Source organism: Brevibacillus sp. SAFN-007a (genome assembly GCF_051967035.1).
Lineage (GTDB): Bacteria > Bacillota > Bacilli > Brevibacillales > Brevibacillaceae > Brevibacillus.
In genome coordinates this window covers 21,021-42,270 of record NZ_JBQCKK010000005.1, presented here as the reverse complement: position 1 = coordinate 42,270, position 21,250 = coordinate 21,021, and the positions used below count along the sequence as shown (strand labels likewise).

At 56.3% G+C, this 21,250-nt stretch carries 21 protein-coding genes and 1 other RNA gene; 19 read left to right on the top strand and 3 right to left on the bottom strand.

Going from position 1 to position 21,250, the window contains the following annotated elements:
• Window positions 1-92: 92 nt before the first annotated feature.
• Window positions 93-286: non-coding RNA, 6S RNA (gene ssrS / locus ACTHO6_RS08120), on the top strand.
• Window positions 287-403: 117 nt separating this feature from the next.
• Here ssrS and ACTHO6_RS08115 read toward each other — a convergent pair.
• Both ACTHO6_RS08115 and ACTHO6_RS08110 read right to left on the bottom strand, forming a co-directional pair.
• Complete coding sequence (locus ACTHO6_RS08115; RefSeq protein WP_440241040.1) at window positions 404-871, bottom strand: hypothetical protein; 468 nt, start codon at window positions 869-871, stop codon at window positions 404-406.
• 278 nt (window positions 872-1,149) lie between these two features.
• On the bottom strand, window positions 1,150-2,895 hold the full coding sequence (locus ACTHO6_RS08110) for an Rqc2 family fibronectin-binding protein (protein WP_440241039.1): 1,746 nt from the start codon (window positions 2,893-2,895) through the stop codon (window positions 1,150-1,152).
• Between the two features lie 177 nt (window positions 2,896-3,072).
• Between ACTHO6_RS08110 and ACTHO6_RS08105 the strand changes: the two genes are divergently transcribed.
• From ACTHO6_RS08105 to rpe, 14 genes are all read left to right on the top strand, one after another.
• The gene (locus ACTHO6_RS08105) at window positions 3,073-3,957 is read left to right on the top strand and encodes a YicC/YloC family endoribonuclease (RefSeq protein WP_440241038.1); all 885 of its coding nucleotides are present in this window, start codon (window positions 3,073-3,075) and stop codon (window positions 3,955-3,957) included.
• Between the two features lie 24 nt (window positions 3,958-3,981).
• The gene (gene remA / locus ACTHO6_RS08100) at window positions 3,982-4,242 is read left to right on the top strand and encodes an extracellular matrix/biofilm regulator RemA (protein WP_005831055.1); all 261 of its coding nucleotides are present in this window, start codon (window positions 3,982-3,984) and stop codon (window positions 4,240-4,242) included.
• A 16-nt stretch (window positions 4,243-4,258) separates the two neighbouring features.
• Complete coding sequence (gene gmk / locus ACTHO6_RS08095) at window positions 4,259-4,879, top strand: guanylate kinase (protein WP_440241037.1); 621 nt, start codon at window positions 4,259-4,261, stop codon at window positions 4,877-4,879.
• A gap of 4 nt (window positions 4,880-4,883) precedes the next feature.
• On the top strand, window positions 4,884-5,090 hold the full coding sequence (gene rpoZ / locus ACTHO6_RS08090; RefSeq protein ID WP_440241036.1) for a DNA-directed RNA polymerase subunit omega: 207 nt from the start codon (window positions 4,884-4,886) through the stop codon (window positions 5,088-5,090).
• A gap of 88 nt (window positions 5,091-5,178) precedes the next feature.
• Window positions 5,179-6,441: a bifunctional phosphopantothenoylcysteine decarboxylase/phosphopantothenate--cysteine ligase CoaBC gene (gene coaBC / locus ACTHO6_RS08085; RefSeq protein WP_440241035.1), complete on the top strand. Its 1,263-nt coding sequence runs from the start codon at window positions 5,179-5,181 to the stop codon at window positions 6,439-6,441.
• Window positions 6,438-8,873: a primosomal protein N' gene (priA, locus tag ACTHO6_RS08080; protein ID WP_440241034.1), complete on the top strand. Its 2,436-nt coding sequence runs from the start codon at window positions 6,438-6,440 to the stop codon at window positions 8,871-8,873. The genes coaBC and priA overlap by 4 nt, the downstream gene beginning before the upstream one ends.
• Before the next feature lie 16 nt (window positions 8,874-8,889).
• Window positions 8,890-9,366: a peptide deformylase gene (def, locus tag ACTHO6_RS08075; protein ID WP_440241033.1), complete on the top strand. Its 477-nt coding sequence runs from the start codon at window positions 8,890-8,892 to the stop codon at window positions 9,364-9,366.
• A 5-nt stretch (window positions 9,367-9,371) separates the two neighbouring features.
• The gene (gene fmt / locus ACTHO6_RS08070) at window positions 9,372-10,322 is read left to right on the top strand and encodes a methionyl-tRNA formyltransferase (RefSeq protein ID WP_440241032.1); all 951 of its coding nucleotides are present in this window, start codon (window positions 9,372-9,374) and stop codon (window positions 10,320-10,322) included.
• Between the two features lie 3 nt (window positions 10,323-10,325).
• Entirely contained in the window at window positions 10,326-11,672 is a 1,347-nt protein-coding gene (rsmB, locus tag ACTHO6_RS08065) for a 16S rRNA (cytosine(967)-C(5))-methyltransferase RsmB (RefSeq protein ID WP_440241031.1), read from the top strand.
• 197 nt (window positions 11,673-11,869) lie between these two features.
• Window positions 11,870-12,940, top strand: coding sequence for a 23S rRNA (adenine(2503)-C(2))-methyltransferase RlmN (rlmN, locus tag ACTHO6_RS08060; protein WP_440241030.1), 1,071 nt, complete (start codon window positions 11,870-11,872; stop codon window positions 12,938-12,940).
• A 4-nt stretch (window positions 12,941-12,944) separates the two neighbouring features.
• Entirely contained in the window at window positions 12,945-13,700 is a 756-nt protein-coding gene (locus ACTHO6_RS08055) for a Stp1/IreP family PP2C-type Ser/Thr phosphatase (RefSeq protein ID WP_440241029.1), read from the top strand.
• Window positions 13,701-13,705: 5 nt separating this feature from the next.
• Complete coding sequence (pknB, locus tag ACTHO6_RS08050) at window positions 13,706-15,688, top strand: Stk1 family PASTA domain-containing Ser/Thr kinase (RefSeq protein WP_440241028.1); 1,983 nt, start codon at window positions 13,706-13,708, stop codon at window positions 15,686-15,688.
• Between the two features lie 18 nt (window positions 15,689-15,706).
• Complete coding sequence (gene rsgA, locus ACTHO6_RS08045; protein ID WP_440241027.1) at window positions 15,707-16,597, top strand: ribosome small subunit-dependent GTPase A; 891 nt, start codon at window positions 15,707-15,709, stop codon at window positions 16,595-16,597.
• Window positions 16,591-17,238 carry a ribulose-phosphate 3-epimerase gene (gene rpe, locus ACTHO6_RS08040; protein WP_440241026.1) on the top strand — a complete coding sequence of 216 codons (648 nt, stop codon included), beginning with the start codon at window positions 16,591-16,593 and terminating at the stop codon, window positions 17,236-17,238. The genes rsgA and rpe overlap by 7 nt, the downstream gene beginning before the upstream one ends.
• Before the next feature lie 81 nt (window positions 17,239-17,319).
• Here the strand turns inward: rpe and ACTHO6_RS08035 are convergent, their stop codons facing one another.
• Window positions 17,320-17,766 (bottom strand): RDD family protein, encoded by a 447-nt coding sequence (locus ACTHO6_RS08035; protein ID WP_440241025.1) that lies wholly within the window; start codon window positions 17,764-17,766, stop codon window positions 17,320-17,322.
• A gap of 392 nt (window positions 17,767-18,158) precedes the next feature.
• On the opposite strand from ACTHO6_RS08035, the gene ACTHO6_RS08030 reads away from it, so the two are divergent.
• From ACTHO6_RS08030 to thiT, 4 genes are all read left to right on the top strand, one after another.
• Window positions 18,159-18,980, top strand: a complete 822-nt coding sequence (locus tag ACTHO6_RS08030; protein WP_440241024.1) for a transporter substrate-binding domain-containing protein — start codon at window positions 18,159-18,161, stop codon at window positions 18,978-18,980.
• A 56-nt stretch (window positions 18,981-19,036) separates the two neighbouring features.
• Entirely contained in the window at window positions 19,037-19,696 is a 660-nt protein-coding gene (locus ACTHO6_RS08025) for an amino acid ABC transporter permease (protein WP_440241023.1), read from the top strand.
• Window positions 19,689-20,411 (top strand): amino acid ABC transporter ATP-binding protein, encoded by a 723-nt coding sequence (locus ACTHO6_RS08020; protein ID WP_440241022.1) that lies wholly within the window; start codon window positions 19,689-19,691, stop codon window positions 20,409-20,411. Before ACTHO6_RS08025 ends, ACTHO6_RS08020 begins: the two co-directional genes overlap by 8 nt.
• Window positions 20,412-20,554: 143 nt before the next feature.
• Window positions 20,555-21,115, top strand: a complete 561-nt coding sequence (gene thiT, locus ACTHO6_RS08015; protein ID WP_440241021.1) for an energy-coupled thiamine transporter ThiT — start codon at window positions 20,555-20,557, stop codon at window positions 21,113-21,115.
• The last annotated feature ends 135 nt before the right edge of the window (window positions 21,116-21,250 follow it).

Here is a 21,250-nt window from a genome sequence, read left to right as displayed (position 1 = left end):
CGGCCTGGTTCTTCGCTGCATGCAGAATGGGAAAGAAGCAGGGAAGAATATACGTTGAGCGAGCATGAATTGTGTGGTAAAGTAGGGATAGCAAGATCCTGCGATGTACGTAAGGCCATAAATGTTTCTAACCTTATACGTGTTTTTCGGGAGACGGAAATTTGCGATGGATGTCAGGCCCACCTCCCTTTTGGGGATGCATGGGAAGGCTGAAGGGCAGAGGGGTCACCCACCTGTGCGAGCGCAGGTTACAGAAACATGAGGTCAACGGCAGAGCGGGGACTTGGCAGTACGCCACAAGCAAAGAATGACGGATAACGTGAAAAAACCACTTGGAGACTTTCCAGGTGGTTTTTTTATGCCTGAGGCTCGGATCGAGGCGAGGCCCAAGGCGTTGGTTGTCTCAATGGGTCGTTTTGTTTTGCTTGCCGGAGCCGTGTCCCTGGCCTTGGCTTTGTCTGCGACTCGCATCCTGACCGTCCTGTTGGTCAGTGTTCACGATCGTCAGGCTTTGCTCCAGCGCTTGGGAATCCTGCGCGTCCTGCAGGATTTGATACATCTGCAAAAAGTTTGCTTTTTGGCCTTCCGGTATCCCTTTGATGCGGACGGTCAATTCCTGTGGGCCGCCTTGCTGTCCTTGGCCCTGGTTTGCCTGACGGCTTTGCCCGCTTCCTTCGCCGGAGCTTGGCTGCTCGTCGAGAAAACTGAGGAACATGGAGTCGCTGTCCTGAAAATCTTGCCCGCCGCCACTCGATTGCTGCCCGCCGCCGTTCTGTCCACCGCCGTCGGTTCCGCCTTGCCCGCCGTTTTGCGGCTCAAACAATACGCTGAATTCGTTTAAATCCGTCTGGATGATGCCGATGACGTTCATCCTGATCCTCCTTCCTAAATTGAAAATGAGCTGGAATCTTGGTTGGTTGCAAAAGGAAGCGTGCAACAAGCTCTTGACCACTGCGATGGCAAAATGCCGTAAACACCACGCTCGATCATCCGTAGGGCTGGCCAGGCAGGAAGCGGCGAGACCGACAAGGCAAACACGAACCAATCCCGTCAGTCCCGCAAGCAAACGTATGGCTGCAAAGGCGAAGCCGGACAAAAGCAGCAAGCAGCACGAAAGGCAAGCAAGCGGGTCATGCTCTTAGTATGAGCTTAGGAAGTCTCGCTATGCGTGGAGGAAGCGTTCGCTTTCAGACGGCGGACGAGCGCTTCATCCGGGGTGACGTACAAGGTGCGCTGCTGTTCGTAAATGACGAAGCCCGGCTTTGCGCCGCTCGGTTTTTTGACATGCCGGATCAGGGTGTAGTCGACAGGAATCTGACTGCCTTCTTTGGCGCGGCTGAAATAGGCTGCGAGATTGGCGGCCTCCAGCAAGGTCTGATCGGAAAACGCGCGGGCGCGGATGACGACGTGGGAGCCGGGAATGTCTTTCGTATGCAGCCACGTTTCATGCGCGGCCGCCAGCTTGTTCGTCAGAAACTCATTTTGCTTGTTGTTTTTTCCTACCAGAATCTCGGTGCCGTCTGACGAGACGTACCGCTCCAGCTCCGGTCGCGCGTCCTTTTTCTTGCGCGGTCCGCGCTTTTTCCGGTCGCGCATGTAGCCTTGCTCGATCAGCTCGTCGCGGATTTCTTCCGCTTCCTTCAGACTGGCGTGACTGAGCTGAACCAACAGACCGTCCAGGTAGAGGATTTCGGCTTTGGCCTGCTCGATCTGCTCGCTGACGATTTGCAGACTGTTTTTTGCTTTGTTGTACCGCTTGTAATAGGCTTGCAAATTTTCCGAAGGGGTCTTCAACGGGTCGAGCGGGATGGTGACGGTGGCCCCGGCTTCATCGTACCAGTTGACGGTGACCAGCTCCGTGTCGCCGCGCTTCAACCGATGCATGTTGGCGGTAATCAGCTCGCCGTACAGGCGGAACAGTTCCGCGTCGCGCGCCTCCTGCAAGGTTTGCTCCAGCTTTTCGATCTTTTTTTCATTTTTGTTGCGCTCGGCCGTAACGAAGCGAATCAGGTCGTGGGCGCGCTGCTTGACCGTGTCGCGCAGCGCTTTGCCCTCGTAGTAGGCCTGCAGGCAGGCTTGCACGGAAGGATACGGCGTGACAGTGCCGTCGCCATCGGTCAGATGGGTCAACTCGACGACGTGAAAATACGCTTTGTCGGCGCGTTCCACGATCGCAGGCGCGTAGCTGTGATCCTTGACTGCCGCCATGACGGAGGAAAAGGCTTGCCACAACGTCTCGCGGTTGGCCAGCTTCGCCCGGAAGACAATCTCCTTCGCCAAAAGCGGGCTGATGCCCGTGTAGCCGTCGACGATCTGCTTGTCCAGCCGCCCGCTGTTCCAGTCGAGGGAGGCCAGGAACTCTTGCTCGGTCACGGCGAGCGGGTCGCGCTTGTCCTGGCTCGGCGGGGAGACGTACTGACGTCCGGGCGTGACTTGCCGGTATTGGCTGATCGCCAGCGTCACGTGCATGGCACTGTCGAGAATCGTTCCCGTTGCCGGATCGACGAGAATGATATTGCTGTGCTTGCCCATGATTTCCATAATCAGACGGCGTGTCGCCGTGTCTCCCAGTTCGTCGCGGGTGCGAATATCGATGTGGATAATCCGCTCCATGCCGATTTGTTCGATGGATTCGATCAGCCCGCCCTCGCAATGCTTGCGCAGCAGCATGCAGAACATCGGGGCTTCCAGCGGGTTGGTAAACTCTTCCGTCGTGATGTGCATGCGGGGATACGTCGGATTGGCAGACAAGAGAAGCTTGACGGTTTCTCCCGGCGTTCGGACTTGCATGACAATATCGCTATGGTGCGGCTGGTGGATTTTGGAGATGCGACCGCCGACACATTTATGTAACTCCCGCACGACAGCACGGGTTACTACGCCATCAAATGCCACAATCAATTCACCTCAATGGTTAAAAATGCCCGGAACGAAAAAAATGGTTGCCAGTCACAGTGTAGCATAAAGCAGGGAAGGGAGGAATCTCGTTGTCGCTCTGCGGCTTCGGTTGACACTGCCAAGAGTTGTCTCCTATAATAAATTAACGATTTTGCGTCTGTGGAAGTGAAAACGATGGTTCGAAGCATGACAGGTTATGGACGGAAAGAGGAGAGCAAGGGCACTGTGCGGTTGACGGTGGAGATTCGCGCTGTCAATCATCGGTATACCGAGATACAGGTACGCCTGCCAAAAGCCTGGAGCATGCTGGAGGATCAGGTGCGCAAGCTGGTAAGCCAGTACGTCCGCAGAGGTCGTGTCGACGTGACCATCGCGATGGACGGGAACAGCCAGGCGGCTTCTGCTGTCGCGATCGATTGGCAGCTGGCCGAGCAGCTCGTCTCGCTGTCGCGCACGATGGCTGAGCGCTTTTCTCTGGAGGGGCCGCTTGGCGTGAAGGAGCTTTTGCTCTTCCCTGGCGTGTTACATACAAACGAAATGGCAGAAGACAGTGACGACGTGGCCGAATGGCTGCTGGACCAGGTCAAGGCAGCAGCGGTCGATTTGCTCTCCATGAAAGAAGCGGAGGGCAGACAACTGTACGCTGATTTATCCGCTCGGCTCGCACAGATTCGAGCGTGGGTCAAAGAGCTTCAGCAGTTGGCTCCTCTGGGAATCGAGGAGTACCAGACCCGCCTGCGCCAGCGACTCAGCGAATGGGCCAGCCAGGCGCCTTTTGAGTTGGATCTTGCCCGCGTGGCCCAGGAGGTTGCTTTTTTCGCTGACAAGAGCGATATCAGCGAGGAGATTACCCGCCTGGAAAGCCATTGTCTCCAGTTTGCCACACAGTTGGAAGCAAGCGAAGCGGTCGGGCGAAAGCTGGATTTTTTGCTCCAGGAAATGAACCGGGAAGCCAATACGATTGCTTCCAAGGCGAATGGTTTGCCCATCTCCCACCTCGCTGTCGAAATCAAGACGGAACTGGAGAAAATGAGAGAGCAAGTACAGAACGTCGAGTAGCATGAAAGGATGGGCTGGGCCGTTATGGCAATCAAGCTAATCAATATCGGATTTGGCAATATCGTCAATGCCAACCGCATTATTTCCATTGTAAGTCCGGAATCCGCTCCGATCAAACGGATTATCCAGGAAGCGCGCGATCGCAACATGCTCGTGGACGCAACCTACGGACGCCGGACGCGTGCTGTGATTATTACAGATAGCGATCATGTCATTTTGTCAGCGGTACAGCCGGAAACAGTGGCACAGCGCCTCTCGACGAAGGATGACGAATCGGACGAATAAAGTAGGAGTGTAAACAATGAGCATGGTTGATCGCGGTCTCCTTTTGATTCTCTCCGGACCTGCGGGAGTGGGGAAAGGTACGGTATGCAAGGCGCTTCGGGAAAGAATGCCCGAGCTGGTGTACTCCGTATCGGCTACCACCCGTTCTCCGCGCCCGGGCGAGGTGGAAGGAGTGAATTACTTTTTCAAGACGAAGCAAGAGTTTCAGCAAATGATTGAGCAGGACGATCTGCTGGAGTGGGCCGAGTACGTAGGAAACTTCTACGGAACCCCCCGCAAGTTTGTGGAGGAGATGCTCAACGAAGGGCGCGACGTCATTCTGGAGATCGAAGTCCAGGGCGCGTTGCAGGTGAAGCAGCGCTTTCCGCAAGGGACGTTCCTGTTCCTGGCCCCGCCTGATCTGAACGAGCTGGAAAACCGGATCGTGGGCCGAGGGACGGAGACGGAAGAGGTGATTCGCAAGCGGATGGAAGTCGCCCGTGCTGAAATCGAGCTGATGGATCATTACGACTACGTCGTGGTCAACGACGTGATCGAATTGGCCTGCGATCGCATTCAGGCGATTATCACCGCCGAGCACCTGAAAAAAGAGCGCCAGGTTCACAAATATCGCAAATGGTTGAAGGAGGTTGAGTAGTTTTATGCTGTATCCATCTATCGACGAGTTGACTGCAAAAGCGGAAAGCAAGTACATCCTGGTGACCGTGGCGTCCAAGCGCGCCCGCCAATTGCGTGAAAACAGCGAAGTGCAGGTAGCCAAGCCCAAATCGAAAAAGTTTGTCGGCGTGGCGCTGGAAGAGTTTATTTCCGACGAACTGGTACACGAGTTTTTGGACGGACGTAAATAGTCGTAAATAAGAGCATGCCTTGAAAAAAACAACCTGTATGCAGGTTGTTTTTTTCCGATTTCGGATAGGGAAGAAAGGGGAGGTACAGATGAATTCGCTCGCAGAAAAACGCATTGTGCTGGGAGTCTGTGGCGGGATCGCGGCTTACAAGGCGGCAGCGCTCACCAGCAAGCTGACGCAGGCCGGCGCACAGGTGCATGTCATCCTGACGGAAAATGCGATGAAATTCGTTCAGCCAGCGACGTTTCAGGCGCTGTCTCATCAGCCTGTCTATACCGATACTTTTTCGGAGCCGGACCCGCATGTCATCAGCCACATCGAGCTGGCGGACAAGGCCGACCTCGTGCTGATCGCTCCTGCGACGGCCAATTTGATCGGCAAACTGGCCAATGGGATTGCCGACGACATGCTGACGACGACCTTGCTGGCGACGAAAGCTCCGGTGATGATCGCACCTGCCATGAACGTGAACATGTACGAGCATCCGGCAGTGGTAGCCAATCGGGAAAAGCTGGCGTCGTTTGGCTACCAGTTTGTGGAGCCGGGCGTAGGGCTGCTCGCATGTGGCTGGGTGGGCAAAGGGCGTCTGGCCGAGCCGGAGGAAATCGTTGAAGCGGTGCAACGCTGGTTTGCGCAACAAGCAGGGCGAGAGGCGAACGGAAAAGCAAAAGCCGCCAAGCAAGATCTTCGGGACAAGCACGTCTTGGTCACGGCCGGACCGACCCGGGAAAAGATCGACCCGGTTCGCTACATCACCAACCACGCGTCAGGCAAAATGGGCTACGCCATTGCGGAGGCTGCCCGCGACAGAGGAGCGAAGGTGACGCTGATTAGCGGCCCGACCGCATTGCCGCGGCCAGACGGTGTCGAGTTCGTTGCCGTAGAATCGGTCCAGGAGATGTTCGATGCCGTCATGGCGCATTTGCCAGAGAGCGATATCATCGTGAAGTCGGCTGCCGTGTCCGACTATCGGCCGAAAACGGTGCAGGCGCATAAAATGAAAAAAGGCGACGGCCCCTTCGTGCTGGAGCTGGACAAAGCGCCGGATATTTTACAGACGATTGGCGAGCGCAAAACGAAGCAGTTTGTCGTCGGGTTTGCTGCCGAGACCCAGGATGTGCTGCGTCATGCGCAGTCGAAGCTGGAACGGAAAAACCTCGATATGATCGTCGCCAACAACGTCCTCCTGGAAGGGGCGGGAATGGGGAGCGATACGAACATCGTCACCTTTTTGACGCGGGACGGCGAGCAAGTGGCGCTGGATAAACAGAGCAAGCGGGCTGTGGCCGACAAGCTGTTTGATGCCGTGTTGTTGAAGCTACAGCACAAGCCGCTGTCTCAGCTGTCATGATCGCCCAGGTGTTTGTGGACGTACCGGTCAATCGAACGAACCGCCCTTTTGACTACAAGGTACCGTCCTGGCTAAGCCCGTTGATCCAGGTAGGCAGCAGGGTCATTGTCCCGTTTGGCCCGCGCAAGCTGCAAGGCTACGTGATCGGGATTGTGGAGCAGGCGGAGGGGGAAATCGCCTCCTCGCGCCTGAAGGATATCGAACAGGTGCTGGACGATACCCCTCCGCTCACGCCAGAGCTGCTGGAGCTTGGCGAGTGGATGTCCAGACAATACGTATGCCCGTGGGTGACAGCCGTGCAGGCGATGATCCCGGCTGTCTTGAAGGGCAAGTCGGAGAAATGGCTGATCGCCACCGAAGCGCTGGAGGCAGACGTGTGCGGCAACTCGGGGCTGTTGTGGGAGTTGGCGCGCAAACGGCAGCTTCCGCTCGCAGAGGTGGAAAAGCGGTTCCCCGACGAGTATATGCTCGTGCCGGGCTGGATTGCGAGCGGACTTCTGGCGACCGAATACCAGGTTACGGACCGGATTACGCGCAAGCAGCAATCGTTTGTGCGCAGCCTGTTGAGTAGCGCTGAGCTGGCGGAAGCGATCCGTTCCTTGCCGGCGCGCGCGGAGCAGATGAGAAGAGCGCTTGAGCTTTTCCAGGTGCATGCAGGCCAGTCTTTGTCTACCCAGATGCTGCAAGCGGAGTACGGAATCAGCCGTGCATCGCTGAAAAGTCTGGAAAAAAAGGGGTTCGTCGCCATTGAGCAGGTGGAAGTATACCGCGATCCGTATGCCCATCGCCGTTTTTCCGACAAGCCGAAGCCGGCGTTTACCCTCCTACAGCAAAAGGTTTTGGCACCGATTTTGCAATCGATAAAAACGGGCACGTACGCCTCGTACTTGCTGCATGGCGTAACAGGCAGCGGCAAGACGGAAGTGTATCTGGAAGCGATCGAACAGACGCTGGCAAAGGGACGCGAGGCGATTTTTCTCGTCCCGGAAATTTCCTTGACGCCGCAAATGGTGGAGCGGTTCAAGGCGCGGTTTGGTGCCGATGTCGCCGTTCTGCACAGCGCCTTGTCGCAGGGAGAGCGCTACGACGAGTGGCGCAAAATTATTCGCAACCAGGTCAAAGTCGTCGTCGGGGCGCGCTCGGCTATTTTCGCTCCGTTTCGCCATGTCGGCCTGATCGTGATTGACGAGGAGCATGAAAGCTCCTACAAGCAGGAAGAGACGCCGCGCTATCACGCGCGGGAAGTCGCCCTCTGGCGCGCGAAACGAAACGACGCTGTCCTGCTCATGGGGAGCGCGACCCCTGCTTTGGAGACGTACGCTCTGGCCACGCGTGGCCGATACGAGTTGCTGGAGATGCCGGAGCGGGTGGGCAACCGCCCGATGCCGCAGGTACACGTCGTCGACATGCGCGAGGAGCTGCATGCAGAAAATCGCTCCATGTTCAGCCGCAAGCTGCATGAAATGATTGACGATCGGCTGCAAAAAGGCGAGCAGATGGTCATTTTCCTCAATCGCCGCGGCTTTTCCACGTTTGTCATGTGCCGTTCCTGCGGCTATACGATGCGCTGCATTCACTGCGACATCTCCTTGACCTACCATAAAACGAACCATACGGCGCGCTGCCATTACTGCGGGTACACAATCGCCCAGCCGGCGCACTGTCCGGAATGCCAGAGCGAGCATATCCGCTTTTTCGGCACAGGGACGCAAAAAGTCGAGGCGGAACTGGCGAAGCTGTTCCCCGGCATCCGTGTCATTCGCATGGATGTGGATACGACGTCGCGCAAAGGGGCGCATGAGGAGCTATTGAACAAATTCCGCAACGGGCAGGGCGATGTGCTGCTCGGAACGCAAATGATTGCCAAAGGACTCGATTTTCCGCGCGTGACTTTGGCAGGCATTATCGCGGCGGACAGCTCGCTGCATTTGCCTGATTTTCGCGCGGCGGAAAAGACGTTTCAGCTGCTCACGCAGGTCGGGGGGCGCGCGGGTCGGCACGAGTTGGCGGGAGATGTCGTGATTCAGACGTATACGCCTGAGCATTACAGCATCGTTCACGCCACGCGGCATGACTATCCGGCGTTCTACCAGGCGGAAATGATGCAGCGCAGGCGTACAGGGTATCCGCCCTATTTCCGGCTGGTGCTGATTACGTTCAGCCATGAGGAAGTGCCTGTCGTCATTCGTGGCGCGCATACGATGGCGGATTTTTTGCGGCCGCGGCTCGCGCAGACGACGATCGTGCTCGGTCCGGTCGCATCGCCCATTGCGCGCGTGAAGGATAGATTTCGTTTTCAGATCATGCTAAAATATCGGGATGAACCGCAACTGTTCGACCTGCTTGCCCAGGCGACGGCGGCATTTGAAGAGTGGAACAAACAGCAGAAGGTATGGATGACGATTGACGTTGATCCGTACGTACTGCTTTAGGGAGGATACGATTCACATGGCGATTCGCACAATTGTCAAACATCCAGATCCGATTTTGCGCGAAAAGGCAATGAAGGTGACCAAGTTCAATTCCAACCTGCACAAGCTGTTGGACGACATGGCGGACACGATGTACGATGCAGATGGCGTAGGCTTGGCTGCTCCGCAGGTAGGCATCTCCAAACGCGTGATTGTCATGGATTGCGGCGACGGGCTGATTGAGATGGTCAACCCGGAAATCGTCGACTACAAAGGCGAGCAGTTCGACTATCCGGAAGGCTGCCTGAGCATCCCGGGCTTGCGCGGTGATGTTCTCCGCCACCAATGGATCAAGCTGCGCGGCCAGGACCGCTTCGGCAACGAAATCGAGCTGGAGGCCGAAGACTTGTTGTCCCGCTGCGCCCAGCATGAGATCGATCACCTGAATGGCGTGCTGTTCATCGACGTAGCCGACAAGGTCTATCAGGTAAACCCGGAAGAGGAAGGGGAATAACCGATTTGAGAGATGCTCGCATCCTGTTTATGGGGACGCCTGACTTCGCGGTTTCGAGCCTCAATGCGCTCATCGAAGCAGGCTATCACGTGATTGGAGTCGTGACACAACCGGATCGTCCCGTAGGACGCAAGCAAGTGCTGACGCCGCCCCCCGTCAAGGAGGCGGCTTTGCGTCATGGACTGGCCGTTTTGCAGCCGGAAAAAATCAAGGCAGAGGAAGCGCTGGAGGAAGTGCTGGCGCTGTCCCCCGACCTGATCGTAACCGCCGCCTACGGACAAATTTTGCCCAAGCGATTGTTGGAGGCGCCAAAGTATGGCTGCATCAATGTGCACGCTTCGCTTTTGCCGAAATATCGCGGAGGGGCGCCGATCCACAAAGCGATTATCGACGGCGAGACCGAGTCGGGCGTGACGATCATGTACATGGTGGAGGCGCTGGACGCAGGGGACATGCTGTCCAAGGTCGTCGTGCCCATCGAGGAACGCGATACGGTCGGACTTTTGCATGACAAGCTGGCGGCGGCTGGCTACCGGCTTTTGCTTGAGACGGTGCCCAGACTTCTGGCAGGGGAGATTCAGCCGGAAGCCCAGGACCACTCCGCTGCGACGTTCGCGCCGAATATCAAGCGGACCGACGAAAAGATTGACTGGACGAAATCCGCCGCGCAAATCTACAACCAGGTGCGCGGCCTGAACCCATGGCCTGTCGCTTTCACGACCTATGCGGGAAAAGTGTGGAAGCTGTGGTGGGTGGAAAAAATGCCCGAAGCTGGCCATGGCGAAGCACCGGGAACGATTATCGCCCGCGAGGAAGATGGCCTGGTTGTGGCATGCGGCAGCGGGGCGGTCAAAATAACCGAATTGCAGCCGGAAGGCAAAAAGCGGATGAGCGCTCACGACTTTTTGCGCGGGGCGGGCAGCAGCATCGAAATCGGCACGAAGGTAGGAGAATAGCCCGTGGCAAAAAAGGGAGCGCGTGATATTGCGCTAGATGTATTGAACCGAGTCGAGGAACACAAGTCCTACAGCAATCTGGAGCTGAAAGGCGTTCTGGATCGCGCGCAGCTCAGCGCGGCAGATACCGGACTCGTGACGGAGCTGGTGTACGGCACGATCCAGCGGAAGCTCACGCTCGATCACGTCCTGTCCTACTTTGTCGGGAACAAAAAGGTGCAGACGTGGGTGCGCAACCTGCTGCGGCTCAGCCTGTACCAAATCCGCTATCTGGACCGTATCCCTGAGCGGGCAGCCGTTCACGAGGCGGTGGAAATGGCGAAGCGCCGGGGGCATCAAGGAATCGCCTCGATGGTGAACGGCGTTTTGCGCAACGTGCTGCGCCAGCCGGATGTGTGGGAGCGCCTGCCCGAAGGCGACCGCGCCCGGCAGATTGCCGTCGCGCATTCCCATCCGGAATGGCTCGTTCGGCAATGGCTTGCGGTGTACGGCGAAGCGACGACGATCGCGATCTGCGAAGCCAATAACCGCCATCCTCACAGCTCCATTCGCGTCAACTCGCTGAAAACAAGCGCGCGCGAATTGCTGGACAAGCTGGCCGCCGAAGAAACAGCAGCAAGACTGTCGGCGCTCAGCCCGCACGCGATTTTGGTAGAGGGGGGGCACGCAGCCGGCTCGCGGCTGTTTCATGAAGGCTACTTCACCATCCAGGACGAAAGCTCCATGCTGGTAGCGCCTGCGCTTGCGGTCAAGCCAGGCATGCGCGTCCTCGACGCCTGCGCGGCTCCGGGCGGGAAAACGACGCATATCGCCGAGCTGATGGAAAATCGCGGGCAGATCGTGGCGTGCGACCTGCACCCGCACAAGCGCGACCTGATTGCGCAGACGGCCAAGCGGCTCGGTATCTCCATCATCGAGCCGATCACGAGCGATGCGCTCGATTTGCCCGACAAAGGTCTGGGGACGTTCGACCGGATTTTGCTCGACGCGCCTTGCTCGGGCTTCGGCGTCATCCGGCGCAAGCCAGACCTGAAGTGGAACAAAACGCCAGCGGATGTTCGGGCGATTGCCCAGTTGCAGTACGAACTGCTCAAGGCACTGGCGCCAATGCTTGCAGCAGATGGCGTTCTCGTGTACAGCACGTGCACGATTGAGCCGGAGGAAAACCAGAAGATCGTTCAGCGCTTCGTCAAGGAGCACCCGGAGTTTGTCCTGGACGAGACGCTTGCGCACGACTTGCCAGAGGCCGCTCGGGCGCATGTGGACGAGACAGGGGCATGCGTGCAGATTTTGCCGCACCATTTTGAGAGTGATGGTTTCTTTATCGCGCGTCTGAAACGAAAAAGATAGCAGGAGAGGGGTGGCGCGCCACATGCGAAAATGCCACTCCTTTGCCTTTGTTTGCGCGTCTAAAGATTGGTTTACACTAGGAAAAGGGATGCATTTCTGAAATGGATGCCAAAACCGTTTGAAGCGGGACGCGAGGCGAGGTACAATGATAGAATGACGATTTGTGCAAGCAATGATTTTGAGGATGTGGAAACGAAATGCCATTCACGACATTTACAGGCGAAAAGCCGCTTATTTACAGTTTGACGCAAGACGAATTGAAAGAATGGCTCATCAGCGCAGGTGACAAAGCTTTTCGCGCCCAGCAAATTTTTGACTGGCTGTACGTAAAGCGTGTGACTTCCTTTGATGAGATGAGCAATCTTTCCAAGGGCCTGCGGCAAAAGCTCGCCGAGACGTTCCGCCTGGATTCGTTGAAAGAAATTACGCACCAGGTGTCCGCAGACGGCACGATCAAGTTTTTGTTCCAGCTCGTGGATGGGCACGCCATCGAAACGGTCATCATGCGCCACAATTATGGAAACAGCATCTGTGTGACGACGCAGGTCGGCTGCCGGATCGGCTGCACCTTCTGCGCCTCCACCCTCGGCGGACTGAAGCGAAACCTCGACGCGGGCGAGATCGTTTCCCAGGTGCTGATGGCGCAGCGCAAGCTCGATGCGGAGGGCGAGCGCGTCAGCCACGTCGTCGTGATGGGGATTGGCGAGCCGTTTGAAAACTTCGAGAGTCTGATGGCCTTTCTGGCGATCATCAACGACAACCGGGGCCTGAACATCGGCGCCCGCCATATCACCGTCTCGACCAGCGGAATTGTGCCGAAAATTTACGAGTTTGCCGAGCGCGGCGGACAAGTGAACCTGGCGATCTCCCTGCACGCGCCCAATACGGAGCTGCGCAGCAAGCTGATGCCGATCAACCGGGGCTTTCCGCTTGACAAGCTGATGGAGGCGTGCCGTCATTACATCAACAAGACAGGTCGCCGGATCAGCTTCGAGTACGGGCTGTTCGGCGGGAAAAACGATCAGCCCGAGCACGCCGAAGAGCTGGCGGATCTGGTCAAAGACATGCTCTGTCACGTCAACCTGATTCCGGTCAACTACGTGCCCGAGCGCGATTATGTGCGTACGCCGCGCAACGAAATTTTTCAGTTCAAACGCATTTTGGAGGAAAAGGGAATCAATGTGACCATCAGACGGGAACAAGGCAGCGATATCGCCGCTGCCTGCGGTCAGCTGAGGGCACAACACGCTAAAGAAACCGTGGGGTGAAGCCATGGAAATCGCGATGAAATCCCATGTTGGCCGCGTCCGTCAGGTAAATGAGGACTACTATGCCTGTGTTGCCGATCTGAACGGACGCGTGCTGGCTATTGTTGCAGACGGGATGGGCGGCCATCAGGCCGGGGACATAGCCAGTCGCCTTGCTGTGGAACGAATCGTAAAAGAACTGCGTCATCTGGATGGACAGCTCGACGCGGAAGACGCGCGCGAGCAGCTGATGAATGCCGTCCTGCTCGCCAACAAGGAAGTCTACGAGTACGCGGTCAGCCATCCGGAGTGCAGCGGAATGGGGACGACTGTGGTGGCGGCGCTGTTGGGAGAATCTTCCGTGATTACCGCCCACATTGGCGACAGCCGCCTGTACGTTTACAATGCAGACGGTCTTGTGATGAAAACAGAGGACCATTCGCTCGTGAACGAGCTGTTGAAAAGCGGACAAATCACCGAGGAAGAAGCATCGGTCCATCCGCATCGAAACGTGATTATGCGTTCGCTCGGCACGGAGCCGGATGTGTTGATTGATTTGGGACAGTTCGAGTGGTCGGAGGGCGATGTCGTCCTCATCTGCTCGGATGGTCTCACGAACAAGGTAGGCCATGCCTCTCTGGAAAATTGGTTACAGAAACAGATATCGCTGCAAGCAAAAGTGGACGGTCTGGTGCAGGAAGCGCTGGATGCCGGTGGGGAAGACAACATTACGCTGGTGGCTGTCCAAAAAAAGCTTGATGTCGGTCAGAAAGAGGGGTGAGAGAGATGGAAGGTCAACGACTGGGAGGACGGTATCAGTTGGAATCCCGCGTCGGCGGAGGCGGTATGGCGATCGTATACAAGGCCAGGGATTTGATCCTGAATCGTCCGGTGGCCGTCAAAGTGCTGCGCTCGCAGTTTGGTACGGACGAAGACTTTGTCAATCGGTTTCGGCGTGAAGCGCAGGCGGTGGCAAGCTTGTCTCACCCCAATGTGGTTGGGGTGTACGATGTAGGCCAGGAAGGCGACACGCACTACATGGTGATGGAGTACATAGAAGGCTGCACGCTCAAGGAAGTCATTATCCAGCGTGGGGCATTGCCCGTAGAGGAGGCAGTGCGCATCGCCCAGCAAATTTGCGATGCACTCGATCACGCGCATCAAAACCAGATCATTCACAGAGACATCAAGCCGCACAATATCATGATCGGAAAAAATGGCAGAGTGAAGGTGACGGACTTCGGCATCGCGCGCGCCGTTACTTCTGCTACGATCACCCATACGAACGCCATGCTTGGCTCTGTCCATTACTTTTCTCCGGAGCAGGCGCGCGGCGGGATTACGGGAGAAAAATCCGATATTTACTCGCTCGGGATCGTGCTGTATGAGATGGTGACCGGGGAGCTGCCGTTTTCCGGGGATTCGCCGATATCGGTGGCGCTCAAGCATTTGCAGGAGCCGCTGCCCGAGCCGCGCCAGGTAAACCCGAACATTCCGCAAAGCGTGGAAAACGTCATCCTGAAGGCGCTGGTCAAAGATCCGTTTCTCAGATACGCCTCCGCGCGGGAAATGCTTGAAGATTTGGAGACGTGCCTGTTTCCGGAACGATTGAACGAAGAAAAGCTGACCTTCCCGGTGGATGAGGAAATGACCCGCGTCGTTCCGATTATCACACCGGAGATGCTGGAAGGGCACGCCAACGGCCGAACGGGAGTCGGACAGCGCAGCCGGCATGAGTTGTCTGAAGAAAACGAGGATGCGAAGCCAGAGAAAAAATGGTGGGTCAGGGCGCTGGTCTGGGCAGGCGGCATTGGACTGTTTTTCGTGCTCGCGTTCTTTGGCTTCAACTTTCTTTTGAATGTGGTTCCGTCCGTTCCGGAGGTGCCGGTTCCGTATGTGGAAGGAATCGAGGTATCCCTGGCGGAGAAAAAACTCCAGGAAGCGAACCTCGTCGCGCAAATCGTCGAGGAAGCCGACGATACGATCGAAAAAGGCATGGTCATCCGTCAGGACCCGGCCCCGCCGATGAGGCTGAAGGAAAAGGCCGTCGTCACCTTGTACGTCAGCAAAGGCCAGGAGCTGATCGACATGCCGAATCTGGTCACGCTGCCGCGGGCAACGGCAGAGGAAACGTTGAAAAAGAACGGCTTCAAGCTGGAAATGGTCACGTTCGTCGAAGAAGAGGACGACAAGGCCGAAGTGGGAACGGTCATCAGGCAGTCGCCGGAAGCCAATGAAAAGGTGTATCCGGGCAAGACGAGTGTGAAGGTGACGATCAGCAAAGGCAAAGCGTTTGTCCCCATGCCGGATGTGCGGGGAAAATCGGTGGAAGCGGCCCAAGTGGAACTGTTCAAAAAAGGACTGAGTGTCGGGGAAATCAAGGAAGTGCCAACGTACACCACCGACAAGGCGGGCGAAGTGCTGAGTACGCATCCGTACGACCCGGGCATGCAGGTGCAAAAAGGCGTAGCCGTACCACTGACCGTCAGCAACGGACAGTATCCGCAGGATGCCAAGTCTGCTGTAGCGACGGTGTACGTGGAAGTCGTACCGGGCGAGACCGTGGAAGTCAAGATCGAAGTGACAGACGCGCGCGGCGAGGCAAAGGTTGTCCAGCAGGAAACCATCGCGGAAAACAAGGAATACGATGTGCCGGTCGTCCTTTCGCCGCAAAAAGACGCGCTCGTCCGGGCAACCATCAAGCGGCAGAACGACACCGCATTCCGGGATTATCAAACCATTCCGATCTCGTATAACAGCTTGCCGTAGGATAGTGGAGGGACATGAATGCCAGAAGGACGGATTGTGAAAGCGCTGAGCGGCTTTTACTATGTAGCCGATGGGGAGCGTATCTACAGTTGCCGTGCAAGAGGGCTGTTCAAGAAAAAAGACGCCAAGGTGAACCCGCTCGTAGGCGACTGGGTCGTCTACGATGCGATCAATGAAGAAGAAGGCTATATCATGGAGGTGGGCGAAAGGACCAATGAGCTGGTCCGCCCGCCCATTTCCAATGTAGACCAGGCGGTTCTCGTCTTTTCCATGTACAAGCCGATGTTTAGCTCGCTGCTTTTGGACAAGTTTTTGGCCCATACCGAGCACGTTGGGATCGATTCCGTCATTGTGCTGTCCAAAGCCGATCAGGTGTCGCAGGAAGAAGTGGACGCCATCGTGCGCCAATACGAAGCCATCGGCTATCAGGTGATTCCGACTTCGACAGTAGACGAACGCGGCCTGGAGGAAGTGCGCTCGATTTTGCACGACCGGATTACCGTTTTCGCCGGGCAGTCAGGAGTGGGAAAATCATCGCTGATTAACACGTTGTTCCCCGGCGTTAGCTTGCAGACAGGCGATGTCAGCCAAAAGCTGGGGCGCGGCAAGCATACAACCCGTCACGTCGAGCTGATCCCGCTTCCGGGCGGCGGCTATGTGGCCGACACGCCAGGCTTCAGCTCGCTGGAGTTCATCGATTTTACCGAGCTGGATCTGGCTGAGTCGTTCCGCGACTTTGCCGTCCTCAGCCCGGATTGCAAATTCCGCGGCTGTCTGCACGTAAGCGAGCCGTCATGTGCCGTCCGGGCGGCACTGGCCGCTGGCGAGCTGAGTGAGGAGCGCTACGAACACTACAAACAGTTCCGCGAAGAGCTGAAAGAATATCAACGGAGGAACAAACCATGGTAAAAATCGCACCTTCTATCCTGTCGGCGGATTTTGCCCGTCTGGGCGAGGAGATTCTCGATGTCGAGCGCGGGGGAGCAGACTGGATTCACGTCGATGTGATGGATGGACATTTTGTGCCGAACATCACGATCGGACCCTTGATCGTCGAGGCGATTCGTCCCGTGACCAAGCTGCCGCTGGACGTGCATCTGATGATTGAGGAGCCGGACCGCTACATCCCGCAGTTTGCCAAAAGCGGGGCGGACTGGATTACGGTTCATCAGGAAGCGTGCCGCCACCTGCACAGAACGCTCTACCTGATTAAAGAACAAGGCGTGAAGGCCGGCGTTGTGCTGAATCCGGCTACTCCGATTTCCACCATCGAGCCTGTGCTGCCGGATCTGGACATGGTGCTTTTGATGACCGTCAATCCCGGATTTGGCGGGCAAACCTTCATCCGCACCGTCGTGCCGAAAATCAAGGAGCTGCGTCAGCTGCTGGACGAGCGCGGACTGGGGCATGTCGAGATCGAGATCGACGGCGGCGTCAATGCCGAAACAGCGCGCTTGTGCGAAGAGGCGGGGGCGACTGTCCTCGTCGCGGGCAGTGCGGTGTTCAACCAGCCTGATCGCGCAAAAGCAATCGCAGCGATTCGCGGATAAAAGGAAAAGCCATCTGCTACGAAGCGGCAGATGGCTTTTTGTATGATACAAGACTTCGCCCATACAGCTCGTGTGTTTCGGTTATCCAGCAACCGCTTCCTGCGGCGGCCGATCCGAAGTGACATACGTACCTGCGATCAGATCGTGAATGGCGCGCTTGTCTTTGCGCACGATGACCATGATGAGACTCGCGATGGCCGCCAAACCAAACGTCACGCCATAGACGAGCATCATGCCGACCAGCACGCGCAAAAGCATCGTGCCGATCCCGACTGACTCGCCGTCCACTCTGGCGATGCGCACGCCGACGATTCTTTTGCCGACCGTATAGCCGTACCAGAAAACGGGAACGAGCAGACTGTACAGCGTGGAGAGCAGATTGGTCCCGAGATTTCCGTCTGTATGGCCTGTTACCCAATAACTGACGATAGCCAAAGGTACACCGATAATCAGTCCGTCCAGCAGGGACGCTCCGAGACGCCGCCAAAACCCGACGGGATTTCTTGGCAATGGTGCAGCGTTTTCCATCCGTACCCTTCCTTTCTTTTGCAAGGCTAGGGAATATATATGTTTGGCCCGTTGAAAGTATTTCAGGAAAAACGACCTCCCTTTTGCCACGATGGCGCTTGCGCCGCGGTTTTTTCAAGCTTTCGCCGCTGATGTTGGAGAAAAATCCGCGAAGCCGGGCATACTAGGCGTAAGCGGGAAGCGCGGCAAACGAAAGAGAAAGTGAATTGTAAATAGAATTCTGTATTTTTCGTCATTGGCCGATGGTGAAAAAATGATTGAAATTGTGCCGTTATGGATTAAAATAGTCATTGTTGTGCATAAATATAAGTTTTTGTGCAAAATATTCAAAGGCAAGCAAGGCTGCTATGGCAGTCCATTCTTTCAACCAATCATTCAACCGGGGGTACACAATGAAAAAACGGTCATCGATTCTTTCCCTTGCATTCTCTTCTCTGCTGGCTGCGGCAATGATCGCAGGCTGCGGCACAGGCAGTCAGCCGCAAGCGGGCGCAGGCCAGGAGCAGCCGGCTGGCCAAGGACAAGCTGGCGAGAAAAAGACGCTCGTCATGGCGACGTCTGCGGACTACAAGCCGTATGAATTCCACGACCTGACCAGTGGCAAGGACGAAATTGTCGGATTTGACATCGACATCGCGAACTACATCGCCAAAGAACTGGGTTATGAAATCCAGATTACCGACATGAACTTCGACGGACTGGTTCCGGCGCTGCAAGCCAATCGCGCCGATTTCGTCATGGCGGGCATGACGCCAACGCCTGAGCGCGAAAAAAACGTCGATTTCTCCGCTATCTACTATGATGCGAAAAATACGATTGTCTCCAGGAAGGAAAGCAATCTCACCAAGCCGGAGCAACTGGCTGGCAAAAAGATCGCGGTGCAGCTCGGCTCTATCCAGGAAGAGGCGGCGCAAGAGCTGGCCAAAACGGTACAAGGCTTGCAAGTGACTTCCTTGAACAAGCTGGGCGAGATCGTGGAGGAAGTAAAAACCGGCCGTGTCGATGCAGCGATCATCGAGGACACGGTAGCCAAAGGCTTCGTTCAGAGCAATCCTGGCCTGCAATTCACCACGATTGAAACGAATGAAACAAACGGCGCTGCCATCGCTTTCCCCAAAGGCTCTCCCCATGTAGAGAAGTTTAACGAAGTCATCAAGAAAATGCAGGAAAACGGTGAAATGGACAAGCTGATCCAAAAATGGTTCGCTCAATAATCTCTGATCGACAGGCTTTTGACAACTACGTAACGTAGCAAGAGGTGGGAACGGGCATGAATTTGGATTTTGCGCAAATCGTGCCCTACATCCCTTTCATTTTGCAGGGGATAAAGGGCACGCTGCTTGTTACATTGATTTCCGTCGTGTTAGGCTTCATCTGGGGTTCGATCCTCGCACTCATCAAAATTTCTAAATTCGGGCCGCTGAATTGGCTGGCTGTCGCGTATACGTCCGTCTTTCGCGGAACGCCGCTGATTTTGCAGCTCACGTTTGTCTACTTCGCGACCCCGCAGCTCACCGGCTACAACATTTCGCAGCTGGAAGCCGCCGTTCTGACGTTTACGCTGAACTCGGGTGCGTACATCTCGGAGACGATTCGCGGCGGCATTCTCGCTGTGGACAAAGGGCAGTGGGAAGCGGCCAAGGCGCTCGGCGTTCCGTACCGCCGCATGATGCTTGACATCATTTTGCCGCAGGGTGTGAAAAACATTTTGCCTGCGCTCGTGAATGAGACGATTGCGCTGTTGAAGGAATCCGCGCTCGTTTCCACGATCGGTCTGTCCGACATCATGCAAAATGCGAACGTGGTAAAAGGAGCCATCTTCCGCTACTTTGAACCCTATCTGATCGCCGGCTTCCTGTACTATGTCATGGTCATGATCCTGACCTGGGTAGCGCGCGTCGTGGAACGGAGGATGAGACGCAGTGATTAAAATCGACAACATTACCAAGTCATTCGGGCAACTGAACGTACTGAAAGGCATCTCGACGGAAATCGGCAAAGGCGAGGTCGTGGCGATTATCGGGCCGTCCGGTTCGGGGAAATCCACGCTTTTGCGCTGCATGAACCTGCTGGAGGTGCCGACCAGCGGCACAATCACGATCAACGGCCAGGAAATTACCGATCCAAAGGCAAACGTCATGGCGATCCGCCAGCAGATCGGGATGGTGTTCCAGCATTTTCACCTGTTTCCGCACATGACCGTGTTGAACAACCTGACCTACGCGCCGATCAAGGTAAAAGGCATGGCGAAAAGCGAGGCGGAAAAAAAAGCGCGGGAGCTGCTTGCGCGCGTCGGCCTGGCTGACAAAGCCGACGTCTTCCCGTCGCGTTTGTCCGGCGGGCAAAAGCAGCGTGTCGCCATCGCCCGCTCGCTGGTCATGGAGCCGCAAATCATGCTGTTTGACGAGCCGACATCCGCGCTTGACCCGGAGATGGTCAAAGAGGTGCTGGAGGTTATGAAGGGGCTGGCCCACACCGGGATGACCATGGCCATCGTGACACACGAGATGCGCTTTGCGGAAGAAGTATCCGACCGCATCCTGTTTCTGGACGACGGCCGACTGTTGGAGGATACGCCGCCAGACGTGTTTTTTCAAAATCCGAAAAGTGAACGGGCCAAGCAGTTTCTGGAAAAGGTTCGGTGAGAAAAGGAAGTCGCGGGAGCGCTTGTGCCCGCGGCTTTTCTCTTTGACAGGCGTAGGGACTTGGGCTAGAATCAGAGACAGCCTGTGTGGCTCATTGGTCTTTTTTCGAACATTCATAAGGGAATATTAAGGAGTGAAGGAGATTGGATCGTCAACGATTGATCGTCTTGCTGGAGATGGCGATGATGGCGGCGCTCGCGGTTGTGTTTAGCCAGATCAAGGTGTTTGAAATGCCGCAGGGCGGCTCCGTGTCGCTGGTCATGGTACCGATCGCCTTGATCGCTGTACGCCGCGGCTTGCTGGCTGGCGTCGTGACGGGGATGGTAGTGGGACTGCTTCAGCTCTTGTTCGGCAGCACCATTGTCAATCCCGTACAGGTACTGCTGGATTATCCGCTTGCTTTTGCCGCATTGGGGCTGACCGGGCTTGTCCGTCTGGCGGGCCGGGAAGGGAAGACACAGCGGATCGTCATGCTGTGGAGCGGCCTGCTCATCGGCGTGCTGGGCCGACTGGTTTGCCATTTTACGTCGGGGGTCATCTGGTTTGGCGAGTACGCGCCAGAAGGCATGCCTGTCGCGCTGTATTCGTTTGTCTACAACATCACCTACCTCTTGCCTGAAATGCTGATCGCAGGCGTGGTCCTGTCGGTGGTGCTGGGCAGCGCGTCGCAGCTTTTGTTTCCTCCGCGCGACCGATTGGCGTAGGGGGACCTGCATAAATCACCGATCGTTTTCATAAGGTATTCAGGCAGCGATGGCGTTGCCTGAATTTTTCTTTTCGCCGTCATCCGTTCCACCTGTCCTTTTCGCGGATGTTGACATTTTCGCGTGGCAGGATAC

Bases quoted from the DNA above. Each gene is read 5' to 3' on its own strand.
- ACTHO6_RS08115 (WP_440241040.1), bottom strand. From the start codon at position 871: ATGAACGTCATCGGCATCATCCAGACGGATTTAAACGAATTCAGCGTA.
- coaBC (WP_440241035.1), top strand. From the start codon at position 5,179: ATGAATTCGCTCGCAGAAAAACGCATTGTGCTGGGAGTCTGTGGCGGG.
- def (WP_440241033.1), top strand. From the start codon at position 8,890: ATGGCGATTCGCACAATTGTCAAACATCCAGATCCGATTTTGCGCGAA.
- gmk (WP_440241037.1), top strand. From the start codon at position 4,259: ATGAGCATGGTTGATCGCGGTCTCCTTTTGATTCTCTCCGGACCTGCG.
- rsgA (WP_440241027.1), top strand. From the start codon at position 15,707: ATGCCAGAAGGACGGATTGTGAAAGCGCTGAGCGGCTTTTACTATGTA.
- ACTHO6_RS08025 (WP_440241023.1), top strand. From the start codon at position 19,037: ATGAATTTGGATTTTGCGCAAATCGTGCCCTACATCCCTTTCATTTTG.
- priA (WP_440241034.1), top strand. From the start codon at position 6,438: ATGATCGCCCAGGTGTTTGTGGACGTACCGGTCAATCGAACGAACCGC.
- pknB (WP_440241028.1), top strand. From the start codon at position 13,706: ATGGAAGGTCAACGACTGGGAGGACGGTATCAGTTGGAATCCCGCGTC.
- ACTHO6_RS08035 (WP_440241025.1), bottom strand. From the start codon at position 17,766: ATGGAAAACGCTGCACCATTGCCAAGAAATCCCGTCGGGTTTTGGCGG.
- rlmN (WP_440241030.1), top strand. From the start codon at position 11,870: ATGCCATTCACGACATTTACAGGCGAAAAGCCGCTTATTTACAGTTTG.
- ACTHO6_RS08030 (WP_440241024.1), top strand. From the start codon at position 18,159: ATGAAAAAACGGTCATCGATTCTTTCCCTTGCATTCTCTTCTCTGCTG.
- rpoZ (WP_440241036.1), top strand. From the start codon at position 4,884: ATGCTGTATCCATCTATCGACGAGTTGACTGCAAAAGCGGAAAGCAAG.
- rpe (WP_440241026.1), top strand. From the start codon at position 16,591: ATGGTAAAAATCGCACCTTCTATCCTGTCGGCGGATTTTGCCCGTCTG.
- ACTHO6_RS08055 (WP_440241029.1), top strand. From the start codon at position 12,945: ATGGAAATCGCGATGAAATCCCATGTTGGCCGCGTCCGTCAGGTAAAT.
- ACTHO6_RS08105 (WP_440241038.1), top strand. From the start codon at position 3,073: ATGGTTCGAAGCATGACAGGTTATGGACGGAAAGAGGAGAGCAAGGGC.
- remA (WP_005831055.1), top strand. From the start codon at position 3,982: ATGGCAATCAAGCTAATCAATATCGGATTTGGCAATATCGTCAATGCC.